General features: G+C 53.6%; 19 protein-coding genes. 14 read left to right on the top strand and 5 right to left on the bottom strand.

Features of this window, described 5'->3' with window-relative positions:
- Positions 1–187: 187 nt before the first annotated feature.
- Positions 188–391 carry a hypothetical protein gene (locus tag JD108_RS21950; protein WP_198828012.1) on the top strand — a complete coding sequence of 68 codons (204 nt, stop codon included), beginning with the start codon at positions 188–190 and terminating at the stop codon, positions 389–391.
- 71 nt (positions 392–462) lie between these two features.
- Here JD108_RS21950 and JD108_RS21945 read toward each other — a convergent pair whose 3' ends face one another.
- Complete coding sequence (locus tag JD108_RS21945; RefSeq protein ID WP_198828011.1) at positions 463–831, bottom strand: hypothetical protein; 369 nt, start codon at positions 829–831, stop codon at positions 463–465.
- Between the two features lie 269 nt (positions 832–1,100).
- Here JD108_RS21945 and JD108_RS21940 point away from each other — a divergent pair, with 269 nt between their 5' ends.
- From JD108_RS21940 to JD108_RS21910, 7 genes are all read left to right on the top strand, one after another.
- Positions 1,101–2,597 carry a LysM peptidoglycan-binding domain-containing M23 family metallopeptidase gene (locus tag JD108_RS21940; RefSeq protein WP_198828010.1) on the top strand — a complete coding sequence of 499 codons (1,497 nt, stop codon included), beginning with the start codon at positions 1,101–1,103 and terminating at the stop codon, positions 2,595–2,597.
- Positions 2,598–2,810: 213 nt separating this feature from the next.
- The gene (yycF, locus tag JD108_RS21935; RefSeq protein WP_198828009.1) at positions 2,811–3,512 is read left to right on the top strand and encodes a response regulator YycF; all 702 of its coding nucleotides are present in this window, start codon (positions 2,811–2,813) and stop codon (positions 3,510–3,512) included.
- Positions 3,509–5,356: a cell wall metabolism sensor histidine kinase WalK gene (gene walK / locus JD108_RS21930; RefSeq protein ID WP_228728247.1), complete on the top strand. Its 1,848-nt coding sequence runs from the start codon at positions 3,509–3,511 to the stop codon at positions 5,354–5,356. The genes yycF and walK overlap by 4 nt, the downstream gene beginning before the upstream one ends.
- Entirely contained in the window at positions 5,353–6,732 is a 1,380-nt protein-coding gene (locus tag JD108_RS21925; protein ID WP_198828008.1) for a YycH family regulatory protein, read from the top strand. The genes walK and JD108_RS21925 overlap by 4 nt, the downstream gene beginning before the upstream one ends.
- Positions 6,719–7,504 (top strand): two-component system regulatory protein YycI, encoded by a 786-nt coding sequence (locus tag JD108_RS21920; RefSeq protein WP_198828007.1) that lies wholly within the window; start codon positions 6,719–6,721, stop codon positions 7,502–7,504. The genes JD108_RS21925 and JD108_RS21920 overlap by 14 nt, the downstream gene beginning before the upstream one ends.
- Positions 7,505–7,543: 39 nt before the next feature.
- A complete protein-coding gene (locus tag JD108_RS21915; protein WP_198828006.1) occupies positions 7,544–8,332 on the top strand; it encodes an MBL fold metallo-hydrolase in 789 nt (262 codons plus the stop codon).
- Positions 8,333–8,495: 163 nt separating this feature from the next.
- On the top strand, positions 8,496–9,713 hold the full coding sequence (locus tag JD108_RS21910) for a S1C family serine protease (RefSeq protein WP_198828005.1): 1,218 nt from the start codon (positions 8,496–8,498) through the stop codon (positions 9,711–9,713).
- Positions 9,714–9,910: 197 nt separating this feature from the next.
- Here the strand turns inward: JD108_RS21910 and JD108_RS22510 are convergent, their stop codons facing one another.
- The 3 genes from JD108_RS22510 to JD108_RS21900 are packed head-to-tail and all read right to left on the bottom strand — an operon-like array spanning position 9,911 to position 11,097.
- Positions 9,911–10,162 (bottom strand): hypothetical protein, encoded by a 252-nt coding sequence (locus tag JD108_RS22510; protein WP_228728454.1) that lies wholly within the window; start codon positions 10,160–10,162, stop codon positions 9,911–9,913.
- A complete protein-coding gene (locus JD108_RS22505; protein WP_323958394.1) occupies positions 10,153–10,389 on the bottom strand; it encodes a methyl-accepting chemotaxis protein in 237 nt (78 codons plus the stop codon). Before JD108_RS22505 ends, JD108_RS22510 begins: the two co-directional genes overlap by 10 nt.
- A gap of 45 nt (positions 10,390–10,434) precedes the next feature.
- A complete protein-coding gene (locus tag JD108_RS21900) occupies positions 10,435–11,097 on the bottom strand; it encodes an MCP four helix bundle domain-containing protein (protein ID WP_198828004.1) in 663 nt (220 codons plus the stop codon).
- A 292-nt stretch (positions 11,098–11,389) separates the two neighbouring features.
- Here JD108_RS21900 and cls point away from each other — a divergent pair, with 292 nt between their 5' ends.
- Positions 11,390–12,841, top strand: coding sequence for a cardiolipin synthase (cls, locus tag JD108_RS21895; protein WP_198828003.1), 1,452 nt, complete (start codon positions 11,390–11,392; stop codon positions 12,839–12,841).
- Positions 12,842–12,888: 47 nt separating this feature from the next.
- Here cls and JD108_RS21890 read toward each other — a convergent pair whose 3' ends face one another.
- A complete protein-coding gene (locus JD108_RS21890) occupies positions 12,889–13,071 on the bottom strand; it encodes a small acid-soluble spore protein H (RefSeq protein ID WP_198830231.1) in 183 nt (60 codons plus the stop codon).
- Positions 13,072–13,362: 291 nt separating this feature from the next.
- Here JD108_RS21890 and JD108_RS21885 point away from each other — a divergent pair, with 291 nt between their 5' ends.
- The 5 genes from JD108_RS21885 to JD108_RS21865 all read left to right on the top strand — a co-directional run bounded on the left by JD108_RS21885 (position 13,363) and on the right by JD108_RS21865 (position 15,474).
- Entirely contained in the window at positions 13,363–13,605 is a 243-nt protein-coding gene (locus tag JD108_RS21885; RefSeq protein WP_198828002.1) for a CxxH/CxxC protein, read from the top strand.
- Positions 13,606–13,610: 5 nt separating this feature from the next.
- Positions 13,611–14,090: a 23S rRNA (pseudouridine(1915)-N(3))-methyltransferase RlmH gene (gene rlmH / locus JD108_RS21880; RefSeq protein WP_198828001.1), complete on the top strand. Its 480-nt coding sequence runs from the start codon at positions 13,611–13,613 to the stop codon at positions 14,088–14,090.
- A 327-nt stretch (positions 14,091–14,417) separates the two neighbouring features.
- Positions 14,418–14,720: a hypothetical protein gene (locus tag JD108_RS21875; protein ID WP_198828000.1), complete on the top strand. Its 303-nt coding sequence runs from the start codon at positions 14,418–14,420 to the stop codon at positions 14,718–14,720.
- Positions 14,721–14,758: 38 nt separating this feature from the next.
- Positions 14,759–14,878 carry a zinc-ribbon domain-containing protein gene (locus tag JD108_RS22905; protein ID WP_198827999.1) on the top strand — a complete coding sequence of 40 codons (120 nt, stop codon included), beginning with the start codon at positions 14,759–14,761 and terminating at the stop codon, positions 14,876–14,878.
- 170 nt (positions 14,879–15,048) lie between these two features.
- Complete coding sequence (locus JD108_RS21865) at positions 15,049–15,474, top strand: ankyrin repeat domain-containing protein (RefSeq protein WP_198827998.1); 426 nt, start codon at positions 15,049–15,051, stop codon at positions 15,472–15,474.
- Positions 15,475–15,730: the final 256 nt, after the last annotated feature.

Genomic DNA, 15,730 nt, shown 5'->3' with positions numbered 1-15,730 from the left:
GCAGCCTAACCCCCGTCCCTATGACGGGGGTTTTTTAATCGCTGTGGAGCGGATCAGTAGCGACAACAGCCATCGGTTCAAACAAAGGGGAAAAGCCGGCAAAACTTTTTTCGCACCGGACAGACACGAAAAGAGATCATCTGGGCATATGGTATGGCATACCAAGAAAAATGAGGTGGTCATGATGATGGGTTTTGATCAGAAGGCGATGAAGCTTCTGGGCAAGAACGTTCAGGTGAAGATGTTTAACGGTGTCGTCATCAAAGGAACCATGACTCATTTTGACAACGGCTATCTTTGCTTTATTACGACGTACAAAAGAAAGGACGCCGGGAAGACGACCATCCGCCGCCTGGCCGTCAAGGATATCACGTCGATGGTCGAGGTGTGACTTCCCATGCAAAATGGCAAATAGCCACCTATCCCTCTACGGGGCAGGTGGCTTGTGTTTTGTCCCTGCTGCTAAATCTCGCCGCCGTGGGATCTAATAATCTGCACGGCTTCGTCGCCTCTATTCTCCGGAACGACCGCTGTAAGCAAAATATTGCCCAAACCGACATCGCCGCGATCAGCCATGCCGCTGGCGTCCGGTCCAGCGGCAGCGAGGACGCTGGCATCCCGTCCTGTGGGAAAATCGCCGGCTTCGGTAAGGGCGGCCAGACTCGGAATCTCTCCTGTTACGGGATTGGTGATCTGTTCGATGCCATCACCCGGATACTGGCCGATATGCGCAATCTGAATCGTGTCGAAGCCCGCCTGACGAAGCGAGTTGGCTGCCTTTTCGGCTGCCTCGACTGTCTGAAAACCGGCTAAAATATTCCGTTCCTTCAAGATTTCTCTGCTCCTCTCGTCCCTGATGATAAAAACTTCCAGATAGTGTGTACCTATTATGGGGCAAAAGGCAAAAATCTATTCGACGGTATTTTACACTTGATGGTGTCGGTATTTTTGTGGTAAAGTCGACATAGTTGCTTTCTTTAGGCAATATGGTAGATAATTGGAAACGAATATGTGGTAATTTCGACCTAACAAATATGTACAAAAATTCCAAATAGTTACGTTCGTGAAGGAGATGTATCTGTTTTCAGGAGGGACAAGGTATGCAAAAGGCCGATTGGATGGCCAAGCTGCAAAATCAGACAAAGCAGTTTGTCGAGAGAAGCAGCCGAGCTGCGAAATACGCGGTCGAGCGAGCAAGCACGTTTGTCCGTACTAACAAAAAGCAAACCCTTACGATTGCGGCAGGATTGCTGCTGACGGCAGCGATCGGGGCATCGGCCAACTATTACTACAAGAGCAACATCATTACCGTTTATCACGTCGCGGTGAATGGGCAAGAGATCGGAGTCGTGAGCGATCCGCAGGTGATCCATTCCTGGACACAGGCAAAGTTGGAAGAGGAAAAGGCAAAGCACGGCCTCAACCTGACCATGTCTGACTACATAACGTTTACGGAAGAAACCGAATACAAGGCAAAATTTGATAACGAGGCAGCTCTCAAAGCACTGTCGGAAGTAGCCGACATCAAAGTCGAGGCTGTCAAATTGGTCGTGGATGGAAAAGTGGTCGGCTATGCCGAAAACAAAGAGGCGGCCGAGAAGGCTTTGAACATCGTGAAGGAGAAATTCTCCGGCATCCCGCAAGATCAAGGGAAAAAGCTGACGGTCTCCGCGGCGTCAATCGGACAGCCGAAAGCAGCGCCTGCGGTGGAAGTGGCGATCAAGGAAGAGGTAAAGCTGGAGAATGATTCGGTGACAGCCGCACAGGTCTTGCCAGTGGACAAGCTGGAGGAGCTGTTGTCCAAAGGGACTTTCAAGGAAGTCATCCATACCGTCGTCGAGGGTGACTGCGTCGGCTGCATCGCCAAGAAATACGGTATCACTTCAAAAGACATTTATGCCAACAACCCTGGCATTACCGAAAATACGGTGCTTCAACTGGGGCAGCAAATCAATGTGACGGCATTGCGTCCGCTGGTAACCGTCCAGGTGAAGGAAGAGGTTACGCAAAAAGAATCGATTCCGTACACCACGCAATTCCAAAACAACGACAAGCTGCCAAAAGGGGAAACCAAGGTCGTCCAAGAAGGGAAAGAAGGCAGCAAAACGGTCCGCTATCTGGTCATTAAAGAAAATGGACAAGTGGTCGAGCGAAAAGTACTGGATCAGCAGGTAGACAGCCAGCCTCTGGTCAAAATCGTCGAACGAGGCACGAAAGTGATTCCATCGCGTGGGACAGGCCGTCTGGCTTGGCCGGCAAGAGGAAGCATCAGCAGCGGCTTCGGCATGAGGTGGGGACGTCTCCACAAGGGGATCGATATTGCCGGATCTGGCGCCGTACGGGCGGCAGACAACGGACGGGTCATCTCCGCCGGATGGGACGGCAACTACGGCAAATCCGTCTTGATCGACCATGGCAATGGCATGCAGACGCGTTATGGCCATCTCCGCTCCATCAGCGTCAAAGTGGGCGATGTGGTCGCGCAAGGCAAAACCATCGGCGTCATGGGGTCTACCGGACAATCGACGGGTGTTCACCTGCATTTTGAGGTCTTACAGAATGGACGAGCCCAGAACCCGATTCGTTTCCTTAAATAAACAGAAAAGTGTAAGCAAATTTATCCAAAGGGCTTCTCTCCCGCAGAGAGGGCCCTTTTTCTGCTTGCGGGAGGGAGCGCCGAGCGAAGCTGTCTGTTACAATAAGAGGAGGTGTGTCTCGTAAAACTGCGGCGCTGACCGGGCTGGTAGCGCTGTGAAGGATATCTCATGGATCAAGTGGAATCCATTACGATACAGAAGGGGGAGAGCGAGATGGCAAAACTCCTGGTAGTAGACGACGAAAAACCGATTGCCGATATTTTGAAATTTACCTTTGAAAAAGAAGGGTACCAGGTCGTCTGTGCCTACGACGGGGAAGAGGCTCTTCTGCTCGTTCAGGAGGAAAAGCCGGATTTGATCCTGCTGGATGTGATGCTCCCCGGACGGGACGGCATGGACGTCTGCCGTTCCGTACGACAGACCTGCGATGTGCCGATCATCATGCTCACCGCAAAAGACTCGGAAGTGGACAAGGTGCTGGGGCTAGAGCTCGGGGCGGACGATTACGTCACCAAACCTTTCAGTGCCAGGGAACTGGTAGCCCGCGTCAAAGCGCAGCTGCGCCGCCAACAGCCGAAGAGCGAGGAACAAGAAAATCACGTGCTGCGGATCCATGAACTGGAGATCGACACCCAGTCGTATACGATTGAAAAGGCGGGGGAGCAGCTCGATCTGACTCACCGGGAATTTGAACTTTTGGTCTATCTGGCTCGTCACCAGGGGCAGGTGCTGACGCGTGAGCATCTGCTGCAATCTGTCTGGGGCTTTGACTACTTCGGAGATGTACGTACGGTGGACGTGACGATTCGGCGCCTGCGTGAAAAAATCGAAGACGATCCGAGTCAACCCCGGTACATTATCACGAGACGGGGACTCGGCTACACCATGCGCAACCCGGGAGGCAATCTGGGATGAGGTCAATCCCTCTGTTTCGCGTGTTTCGCCTGTTCAAAACGGTTCAGTGGAAAATGGTTGTGATCTACATGCTGCTGATCCTGATGGCGATGCAGTTTATTGGCGCGTACTTCGCCCGGGAAGTAGAGAGCTACTATCTGAACAATTTTTCCGAAACGCTGAACGCGCAGGCGAGCCTGTTGGCCACACTGTCGCAGGGGTACTTGCGGCCAAACGAAGGCAAGGAGCAAAGCCCCGAAGAAGTACGCCAAGGCATCGACAACCTGATCACCCACTTGGTCAAGCTGAATGGCGCCAATGTGAGGGTCATCGATTCAAATGGAACGGTCATTAGCACGACCGAAGACAAGCGGACGATCGGCCAGCGCAATTCCCAGCCAGAGGTGACGATTGCCCTCCTGGGGACGCGCAGCGAATCGACCCGAATCGATCCCCGCACCGGAGACCGGGTCAAAATCCTCGTACTGCCCGTCAAAGGCGACAATATCGTCTACGGTGCCGTCTATATGGCCGCCTCGATGGAGGGGACCTATACGACGATTCGCAAGATGAACGGAATTCTGGCCTCGGGGACGATGATCGCGCTGATATTGACAGCCGCGCTGGGCGTGGTCCTGGCTCGGACGATCACGACGCCGGTCAAGGAGATGACACGCCAGGCTCGCGCCGTTTCTGACGGAGATTTCAATAGAAATGTAAGAGTATATAGTGATGATGAAATCGGCCAGCTCGGGATGGCCTTTAACCATATGACGCTCCGGCTGAAGGAAGCGATCATGCAGCAGGAAGAAGAGCGGGAAAAACTGGCGGGGATCCTGCGGAACATGTCTGACGGCGTGGTCGCCTCCAATCGGGACGGACAGATCATGCTGATGAACCGCGCCGCCGAAGAGATGCTCCAGGTTACCATGGGTGAATGCGCGGACAAGGAACTGACGCTGTACGATCTTCTCCGCTTGCCGCCGGAGGAGGAAATGCCGCTCCACGCTCAGGTGGAGCCGCTGATTATCGAGATGATGCTGCCGCATCGCGAAGTGCTGATCTTGCGTGTGACCTTCACCCCGCTCCAGCACGACAGCGGAAAGCGGGGCGGCATCATCACGGTGCTGCAGGACGTGACGGAGCAGCAGCGGCTGGACCAGCAGCGCAAGGAGTTCGTGGCTAATGTTTCGCACGAGCTGCGGACACCGCTGACAACTGTTAAAAGCTATGTGGAGGCATTGCTGGATGGCGCTGCCCAGGACCCGGAGCTCTCCAACCGCTTTTTAAAGGTGACCATGTCGGAGACGGAGCGGATGATTCGTCTGGTCAATGACCTGCTCCAGCTCTCGCGTTTCGATTCGCAAGGCATCCATCTCAGGTACGTGGAGACGGATGCCAATCAGCTGCTGCGCTATGCGGCGGATCGCTTCTCCATGTTTGGCGAACAGCAGGGGGTCCAGCTCCGCCTGGAAGTGGCGGAAAATCTCCCACCGATCTATGTCGACCGGGATGCGATCAACCAGGTCCTGGATAATTTACTGTCCAATGCGGTCAAGTATACCCCAGAGGGAGGCTCGGTCGTGTTGATGGCGCAGGCCAATCGTCATCTGAAACGTCTGTATATCTCGATCACGGATACGGGAATCGGCATTCCCAAGCGCGATTTGAAGCGGATTTTCGAGCGGTTCTATCGGGTGGACAAAGCGCGTTCGCGCGGCCAGGGAGGAACCGGACTGGGTCTTGCGATTGCCCGCGAGCTGGTTGAGGCCCATGGAGCCGAGATCGATATTGAGAGCGAAGTGAATCAGGGGACCACCGTTACGTTTTGGGTGCCGTTCTACAGAGGAGGGACAGCGGGATGAAGCGGTGGATTGAACCAGTGAAGACCCTGTTGCTCACGGTACTGGTATTGTCCAGCTTTTGTCTGACGGCCCTGCTGTGGACGAACCAGCCCAATCTCCAATTTATCGAGCCGGCACAGTACAAGGAGTCCAAGCCGGTCAGGGAAAAGCAGCTGGAGGAGCTGGTCGCTCCGGAGTCTGTCGTCTTTCACTACGGAGATGACCGGCATACCCGGGCTACGGCAACCGATGGCCAGTACCGGATGATCCGGGATGAGATGTCCAAATGGATCTTTCTGGAGTTTACCCCCTACATCCTCAAGATTGAAAAGTGGGAGGAAATTGCCCGGGAAAAGCCGGGAATCGAGATTCGCTTTCGCAACAGCATCCCTCTCTCTGTCGTGGGGAAGCTGGTTACCTTTCGTGATGAGATCAGCGACAAGGGGAAGGGCATCGACCGTTTGGTGCTCTACTACGAAGAAGAGGAGGATCTCGTCTACGCGCTGTTCATCCTCTCCGGGGAAGAGCAGGTCCTGCGCAGCCGCACATCGATCAGTCCCAAGGATTTGCGGCAGTCCTATCTGCCGGCAGGCAACACGATGCCCGAGCAGATCATGAAGGTCGTCCAGCGGGCGCCGGTGCTTCCTTTTCTGGAGCGGGCGCGAGGGGCCGGGTCGATCTACTATCTGCCGAAAAACCCGGTGCGGATGCAATCTTTCCGCTTTGCCTACCAAACGATCGACAACAACCAGCTGCTTGACGCATACTTTCTCGACCGCACGCTGGTGAGGCAGATCGTCGAGCGGGACAAGTCGATTATCTATACGGACGGCAGCCGTTCGATTCAACTGCGGCCCGATCAGCAAACGATCACCTTTACCGATCCGGTTATCCAGTCGATTGCACCCGAGCTGACGGATGAGGAAAAGGTAAAGGGGGCTGTCTCCTTTATTAACAAACATTTGGGATGGACGGACGAGTTTCATTTCGAGACAATCAAAAAAAGCTACAACGAAAAGGATGTCGTCACTTTTCGCCAGTACATGGGCGCCTATCCGCTCTACAGCAAGGGAGGCTATCCGATCGATACGATCCGGGTGACGGTGGAAGCGGGACAAATCGTCACGATGGAGCGTTCCCTGATCGATTTGGACCGCTACATCCAAAGCACGGGGTGGCTGGCGATGTCGGGGCCGGAGTTGTACCAGTACATCCGGGACAAAGGGCTGGCCAATACCGATCAGATCCAGAATGCCTATTTGTCGTATGAGACGGTGACCCATGAAGAGTATGTCGAGCTGATTCCGATCTGGGTGGTCGAACTGATCAATTATCCAAATCTGACGATTCCTGCCCAGTTGACTCAGGGAGGGGGGGCGGGCCATGGACTGGAGTAAGACCAAAACCATTTTAATCTGGGCCTTTCTCATGCTGGACGTATTCCTGGGGTATCAGGTATACGCGACGCGCGGGGGATACTTGCAGAGTCCGCAGGCATCCCAGGCGGAAAAATGGGAGATGAGGGACTACCTGAGCCAGCACAACATTACGCTGGACGCGGAAGTGCCTACAGAAACGCCGGATATGACCCTATTGAACGCGGAGTATACGGGGTTTGGACCCATCGAGCTTCAGGAGATGACGGGCATCCAGGCGACCGTCGAGAAAATGGCGCTGGCCGCCAGACTGGACCCACCCATCCCGATTCACGGTCAAATCACTCCAAGTGAGCTGCTCAGGCAGATCGGGCCGCGTATGATGTATGCGGAGCAGTATACCGCCGACCTGTATCAGTCCAACCAGGGACGGCTGCTGTACTGGCAGATGTACGACAAAAAGCCGCTGTTCGTAGCACCGTTGGAGGTCTACCTGGCAGACGGCACCATCCTGGGATACCGGCAAACCTTCCTGAACATTCGCAGCCAGGGGACAAGCAGACCGATCATCTCCGGCTACACGGCGATCCGCTCTTTGGTAGAAAAGCAGGTCATCCAGCCGGGAGAGCGAATCGAGAGTGTGACGCTGGGCTACTACGGCTCGTACGATGCGGAAAGTCAGGTTTTGGCGCCGGTATGGCGGATCATTCACGATGGAAAGCAACACTTTGTGAACGGGATAACCGGGGCGCAGGAACGCCCCCTCATCGGTTTTTATTTCCCGGGGAAATGACAAAAGCAAGCAAGCGGCACGGAGAGAAGAGGGGTTTTTGTGAGATTTAGTGTACTGGCAAGCGGGAGTACCGGCAATGCCATCTACGTGGCGACAGACCGTATCTCCGTATTGATTGACGTGGGAATTACTGGAAAACAGGCAGAGTCGGCTTTGCGGGAGATTGGCGTGGATCCCAAAGAGCTAAGCGCGATTCTCGTCACGCATGAACATGTCGATCACATCAAAGGGATTGGCGTGATGGCCCGCCGCTACGATTTGCCGATCTATGCCAATCAGAAGACGTGGGCTGCATTGGAAGGGCAGATCGGCACGCTGCGCGAGGATCAGAAGCTGCTGTTTGAGGTGGGAGAGAAAAAGGAGCTGGAGGACCTGGGGATCGAGTCGTTTGGCATCTCGCATGATGCTGTCGAACCGATGGGCTTCTGTTTTTACCACGGCCAGAAAAAGCTGAGCGTGGCGACAGACCTCGGGTATGTAAGCGACCGGATCAAAGAGACGATTCGCGGCGCAGATGCCTATGTGTTTGAATCCAACCATGATGTCGAGCTGCTCCGCATGTCCCAGTATCCCTGGAGCATCAAGCGGCGGATTCTCAGCGATGTCGGCCATTTGTCCAATGAAGCGGCCGGGGAAGCGATGATCGATATCTTGCAGGGCCGCGCCGAAAAAGTATACCTGGCGCATCTGAGCCGAGAGAATAATATGATCGACCTGGCCCATCTGACTGTAAAGGGTATCCTCGAAGAGAGCGGGCTCAAGGTGGGAGATGACATTCACCTGCGGGAGACATACCCGGATCGCCCGACGAAGCTGGAAATCTTGTAGACAAGCCATACCCCCAGCCGTTCCACAACCTTTCCATATTTCTCACGCGATTTTGCCGAAAAGAGCGCGTATACTGAAAGTGTCAAAAACGATACGGTTTCAATTGGTATACAGGAAGGCGAAATCTGTAAAGCTAGGTACTAGAGAAAGGAGAGCGCGAACCATGGGTTTTTACGATGACATGGCACATGTAGAACGGAAGAAGCGTCAGCCGGGAATGGGTCGTTTGGTGATGACGTCCATTACTTCGGCGGTAATTGGGGGAATGGTCGTTCTCTTGATGCTGCCTACTCTCTCCAAATCGGGATATATATCTATGGTAGAACCGGGCAAGGTGAATGCGATGAGCAATCCGGCTGCCAATCTCTTTGCGCAGCCGGTTTCGGTAGAGGTGAGCAGCGCGACGGTGGACGCTGTGGAAAAAGCGGAGAATGCGGTTGTGGGCGTGATCAACATCCGCAGGGTCGTCAACTGGTTCAATGAGGAACAGGAGCAGAGAGGCGAAGGTTCCGGCGTCATTTTTGAAAAGAAAAACGGAAAAGCAAAGATTATTACCAATCATCACGTTATTGCCGGGGGCAGCCGAATCCAGGTGGCGCTGCCGGACGGGGAGACGGTCGAAGCCAAAGTGCTCGGCGCCGACCCTTTTACCGATCTGGCCGTGCTTGAAATTGACGGAGCCAAAGTAACCAAGGTGGCGGAACTGGGCGATTCCAGCACGCTGAGAGTCGGGGAGCCGGCGATTGCGATCGGGAACCCGCTGGGCTTGGAGTTTTCTCGTACGGTTACCCAAGGCATCATCAGCTCCTTGAACCGCTCGATGCCGATCGATATTGATGAAAACGGGCAGGACGACTGGGAGCTGGACGTGCTGCAAACGGATGCCGCGATCAACCCGGGCAACAGCGGAGGCGCCCTGGTCAACATCCGGGGGCAAGTTATCGGGATCAACACGATGAAAATCTCGAAAACCGGCGTCGAAGGACTCGGGTTTGCCATCCCGATCAACGATGTGAAAAAGATCGTCACGGATCTGGTCCAGTACGGCGAACTGAAGCGTGCCCAATTGGGAATCACGCCGTATGATCTGACCCGCGTGCCGCGCTATCACTGGAAAGAAACTTTGAACCTTCCGAATGATGTAAAAGCGGGCGTGGTCATCAGCAGCCCTGTCGGCAAATTCTCCGCAGCAGGCAAAGCCGGGCTGCAGCAGTACGATGTGATCGTCAAGCTGGACGGCAAGGATATCAACAACAGCGCGCAGCTGCGCAAGTATCTGACGCTGAACAAAAAGCCGGGAGACAAGATGGAAATCACCTATTACCGCGATGGTTTTCTGAAAACAACCACCGCGACCTTGGATAATCCCAGCCAGCAGTAAGTAATCGTGTCATGGAAATTGCGAGACGGAGGTCCCTCCAAGCGGGGCCTCCGTCTTTTTGATCGTGCGGAATCGGGAACTTGTCTCCCGATCCGATCCGACATGCGTGCGTGCAACGAAATGAAAGCCAAGTCCCGGTTTTTCAAGGCAGATGGGCACGGGCTAATCGTGCCTACCGATAACCCAGCTTCGCGACGTCAAAATTTGGTAACCAGTTGATTCAGATTCTCGGCCATTTTGGCCAGATCGACGACGGCGATGGAAGTTTCTTCCGTGCTGGCCGAGGTCTCCTGGGTGATGGCCGCAATATTTTGCGCGGCTCTCATCACTTCGGCCGTCTGTGCACTTTGTTCTTCGCAGCTGGCGGCTACTTCCGCGATGCGGGCCGACGTCTCTTTGGGTGGCGACACTGCTTTGTTTGGCCAATTTGCCGACCTCGCTAGCGCCACCGCAAACCCTCTGCCGTGCGCTCGCCAGCCCGGGCTGCTTCGATCGAGGCATTGAGGGCGAGCAAATTGGTCTGGCTCGCAATATCTTGAATGGAGCTGATGATCCGATCGATTTTCTGGGAGTTGGACAGCAGCTCGTCCACTTTGGCCGTGATGTCTTTCATGCCCGCGATGGACTTGGACATCATTTCGCCGCCGCTGAAGGCGACAGAGACGGTCTTGCTCACGAATTCATTCGTCTGCTCGATGTTTACTGCGGTCTGCGAGATAGCCTAGTTCATCTGCTCGATCATATCCGATACCTGACTCACCGAGGCGGACGGATGCTGGCTGCCGCTCGCGATCTCCTCGATACTGGCGGCGATCTCCTCGGAGGAGCTGGCGACACTCTCGGATGATTGCTGGATCTCATGGGTCACCTTCTTGATGTCGCGCATCGTGATGAAAGCCAGGACGATGCCGATGATCAGCTCTTTGGATTTATCCCACTGGGCTTGGGTGCTGTTGATGGCCTCGATGGTCTTGGCGGTATCGGTGTTGCGGGCGATTTGGAGAACGGTTGGGATTCTTGCGAGATAAGCCCCCCATTGCTGGGAAAAGTCGGCGTACAGTTGTTTTTCTTCCTCAGAAGAAATCATTTCCTCGTATCTTTTGAATTTTTGGTCCATTTCCTTCAGGAGGGCATTGATGTCTGCTTCCTGGGAGGCGATTTTCTCCCGATCTGTTTCCAGCCCGATCTTGGAGATGAGAGCAGGGACGTTGGAAATGTCTTCGTTCAGATCCCCCAGTACCACGACGCTGGGCAACCAGTTGACATCAATCTCTTTTGCTTCGTTGCCCATCTTTCCCATCAGGTACAGGGATACAGCGGAAGACAGCAGCAGCAAGAATAGGATGAGGGAAAACCCCAATAAGACTTTTTTGCGAATCGTCATGATGTGTAGTGCTCCTCTCCGGTTGTCAGATATTTAGTTACTACCACAAGTTTCACGGGTCTAAACAAGTTTTCTTTGATTTTCTGTATGAAACGGTGTTACATAGGGGAAATCGCCGTGAAAACACCCTTCTGATGGGGTGAGCAGGCAGGATCAGACGGCCCCTCAGAAAAATTAGGTATCTGCGGGATCTTCGTGTAAAATGGTGAGCAAACAGATGCACCTGGCGTCCGGATCGGGACACCTTCGAGAGCAGAGCTGTATAGGCGGAAACAGGGGAGGATCAGAAGACATGGAACTGTTTCAACAAATCTATGCCGGCTTGTCCATCATCAATCTGCTGTTGGCAGCGGTATTGATTTTTATGGAAAGGCGCAATATCGCCTCCACCTGGGCCTGGCTGATGGTTCTGTTGTTTTTGCCGGGTGTGGGGTTTGTGCTCTACCTCTTGTTTGGCCAAAGGCTTTCCCGTAGAAAGCTGTATAAATTGAAGGAAGGGGAATTTTCCCGTTATCGGGTAGCGCTGGAAAAGCAGAAGCAGGAGATTGAGTCCAACAGCATCCGCTTCCACGATCCGGCGATGGTCGACCACCGCAATATGATCCACATGAATCTGGTGAGCGACGCAGCGCTGTTTACCCAGGATAATGAGATTGATTTGTATACAGAGGGACACGGCAAATTCGAAGCGCTGTTTGCCTGTATCGACCAGGCGCGTGATCATATCCACCTGCAGTATTACATTATCCGCGACGATGCGCTGGGACAGCGGCTCATCCAGGCGCTGACGGAGCGGGCGCGGCAGGGCGTGAAGGTGAGGCTGCTCTACGATGCCGTCGGCTCCTCGGAGCTGACACGGCGATTTTTCCGGCCGCTGGTCGAGGCGGGAGGAGAAGTGGCGGCGTTTTTCCAATCCCCGATCCCGTATGTGAATATGTGGGTCAATTTCCGCAATCATCGGAAGCTGGTGATCATCGACGGCGTGATCGGCTTCATCGGCGGCTTCAACGTCGGCAATGAATACCTGGGGCTGGACAAGAGGCTGGGGTACTGGCGCGACACGCATCTCAAGATCGTCGGCAACGCCGTCCACTTGTTGCAGGCCCGTTTTTACCTCGATTGGAATCTGACCGGGCAGGGGAAGCGGCGAATGGAGGATGAAGTGCGCTATTTCCCCAGGATCGAGGGAAAGGGAAAGGTGGGCGTGCAGATCGTCTCCAGCGGTCCCAACTCGGAGAAACAGCAGATCAAGCACGGCTACCTGAAGATGATCTACAACGCCAAAGAGCGCATCTACCTGCAGTCGCCCTATCTGATCCCGGATGAGAGCCTGTTGACGGCTTTGAAAATGGCCGCGATGTCCGGCGTGGATGTCCGGGTCATGATCCCCGGCCGGGCCGATCACAAACTGGTCTACTGGGCCTCGCAGTCCTACCTGGGCGAGCTGCTCAAAAGCGGTGTGCGCTGCTATCTGTATGAGAAGGGCTTTTTGCATGCCAAAACCATGGTCGTCGACGGACAGATCGCCTCCGTGGGCTCGGCCAATCTGGATATACGCAGCTTCAAGATCAACTTCGAGACCAATGCCTTTTTGTTTGATACCGGGATGGCGAAGCGGCTGGAGAGAATTTTCCGGGAGGATCTGGCCGAGTGCCATGAGGTGACGCGGGAGGAGTACGAGAATCGCCCGCTGAAGGCGAAGCTGCAAGAGTCGCTCACCAGGCTGCTGTCGCCGATTTTGTAAAAGGAAAGAAGACGCTGACTCGCGGGAGGCAGTGTCTTCTTTGCATGCTAATCATGTTCAACCAGGCTGCGGACCGGGACGCTCTGCTCCCTCTCCGGCTCGTCGAGGGGAAAGATGCGGGCCATCTCCGTATCCTCGTCGACATGCTGGATGTAGACGGGGACTTCGTTAAAGGTAACACGGGCCATAACCGGGGACTCGGCGATTTCCTTCGCGCGTTGGGTGTTCAGGGGGAAGACCTCCTTTGCAGTGTTGTTACGACTAGTATTGGCCTTGGGGCTGTGATTGCATTCGGTTGCTGGGAGTGAGGCTGGCCGGAAGGTACGGGGCAATGAGCCAGGCGGTCATGGCGAATGGATGTAAAAAGAAGGGCGTCTGGGGTAGAATAAAGGACGATAGACTGGAGCGGAAAGGGCGAAATAAGCAAAAGAGGATAGAGCAGAACAGGGCAAATGCCAAAGAAATTGAAGAGAGATAGACCAATGGGAAAACAGATGAATAACACACAGGAGGCTGGAAAGATGGAAAAAATCAGAGAATCGATTCGGATCGACGGCAAAGAGGCAGAGCTGCATCAGGAGCACCCGGTTCGTTTTGTCTGCATGGAGCATCTCGATACGCAAATCGATGAATACGTGGATGAATTCGAAGTAGCACCCGATACGTACCGGGCGGAGTCCATCGAGGGCAAGCAGCTGGACAAGCGCTGCCGGGAATGCGGGGCACCTGCCGAGGTGGCATTGTTGCACGAGAAGGGAATGTAGGAGACATGCAGATCACGATTGTGAGCGTGGGGAAGCTGAAGGAGAAATATCTGCGGGAGGGGATCGAGGAGTACGCCAAGCGCCTCTCCGCCTACTGCCGGCTGCAGATCGTAGAAGTCAGCGACGAAAAGGCCCCGGAAGAGCTGAGCGCCAGCGAGATGGAGCAAGTGAAGCGCAAGGAGGGCGAGCGCATCCTGGCGCAGATCAAGCCGGATCATTACGTGATCGCGCTGGCGATCGAAGGGCAGATGTGGTCGTCGGAGAAGCTCTCGGCGGAGATGGACAAGCTGGCTCTGCACGGGCGGAGCCAGCTGGCTTTTGTGATCGGCGGATCGCTGGGGCTGTCGGCTGAGGTGCTGAAGCGCTCGGATCTGCAGCTGTCGTTTTCGAAGATGACCTTTCCGCATCAGCTGGTGAGGCTGATGCTGGTGGAGCAGGTTTATCGGGCGTTTCGGATTGGGAGGGGGGAACCGTATCATCGCTAATGGTAAAATATTATGGGAGTTCATCAAGTCCCTGATGCTTTCGGTATGGGTGCTGTTCAGATTGTCCAGCACATAAGGTTCAAGCGGGGCAATAAAGTCACATTCTTGGATCGTTGCTAGGCGGGTAAGGAGTATCGAGGAATCCTTCTGTAATGTTTCGATAGTAAAGTCGAATAGAAGGTTGATTTGGGTAATCTGCCGACCGACCACTCATAGCGGTGGTGGTGAATGCCTTGCTGGTATGAAGTTTTCCGATCTCTTTGCGGAAAAATCTCAACCTTTCCCCGAGGCCGACTGTTCTCAAGTAATCAAATTCATCCGGAGTTATTGTCCGTCGCGGCATATGTGTATGCCCAGCAGACGACGATCAAGCTTGTCCTGACGTTGGCCATCTACCACGCCCAAAACGTTACCGTCATGGATGAAATCTTGGGCGAGTTGGACAAGGCTAAAGGCGTACATACCCGGACAGCATCGCACATCGAATTCCTCTATGATCAAGTGCAGATGATTCGAGACACGCACCGACCGAAGAATAAGCAGTTGGCCGGGAGGCTGGCTATGTTGGCGGCAGGATTTCTCGTAGCGGTGTCCGTAATGACATATCTGTTTTGGAATCAATTCCTTTAAGTTGTCCCGTTTGATTAAACAGCCGAGGAGATGAAAACGTGTTTTGCACGAATTGCGGACGCAAGTATCGCGAAGATGAAAACTTCTGTGCTCAATGCGGAAAACCTGTAAACCGGGGTAATATATCCGAGAATGATCAACCGCAGAGCATGCGTTAACGTCAAGAAGTACCAAGGAAAAGAGCCGGATTCATTATTTCGATTGCAGTATGCAGTCTGCTGATGACGGTCGGACTGACAGCAGGCATGTTTTACATTGCGGATAAAATTGAGACATCCAAGCCGCCTTTACGGCCAATTGTAACGAGCGGCGGGACTTCAACCAAACCATGGGAAAACTTGGTGCCAGAAGAAGTGATGGAGCTGACTCCACTCGATCCAATGCCATATTAGTGGCTGCCGGAAACAAAAATATGAAAATCATAGAGCTTCTATTGAAACACGGAGCCAATCCCAACTACATGAGTGCAGGAAAAACGGCTTTGAATTACGCTGTAGAAAATGATGATATTGAAATGGCCAAGTATCTTTTGGATTCGGGTGCCGACCCAAATGTAAGCACTGAATCGGCGATATGGAAAGCGGTAGAAAAAGGTTCAACCAAAATGGTCAAAATATTGCTGGACTATGGGGCCGATCCGAATCGAACTATCGTCAACAATAAATATTTGCTGCAATTCGCCAAGGACTCTGGACTGACAGAGATAGCTGAATTGTTAAAAAATGCTGGAACAAAAGAGAGCAAACGAGGTTAGATATACGATTAATAAGGCTGGGTTTTAAACTACGGGCTGAACTTGATGGTTCGGCTTTTTCTGTGTTACGTTACAATTCATCAAGATTGACGATATATAGAATATTGATCAGCCGACAGTAACCCTTCATCGATTGATTTTGTGGACTTTTGGCTTGTTTCATTGGGATTCTTGCCTGGGTAAGGCGGTGCTGAGGCCGAAACATCAATTTTTTCAAGTTCAACACCCAATTCACGTTACAAAAGTCATCATCGAA

This window comes from Brevibacillus composti, assembly GCF_016406105.1.
In the GTDB taxonomy this organism is placed as follows: domain Bacteria; phylum Bacillota; class Bacilli; order Brevibacillales; family Brevibacillaceae; genus Brevibacillus; species Brevibacillus composti.
Note: the sequence above shows the minus strand (reverse complement) of the source record. Positions and strands in the feature narration are given on the sequence as shown.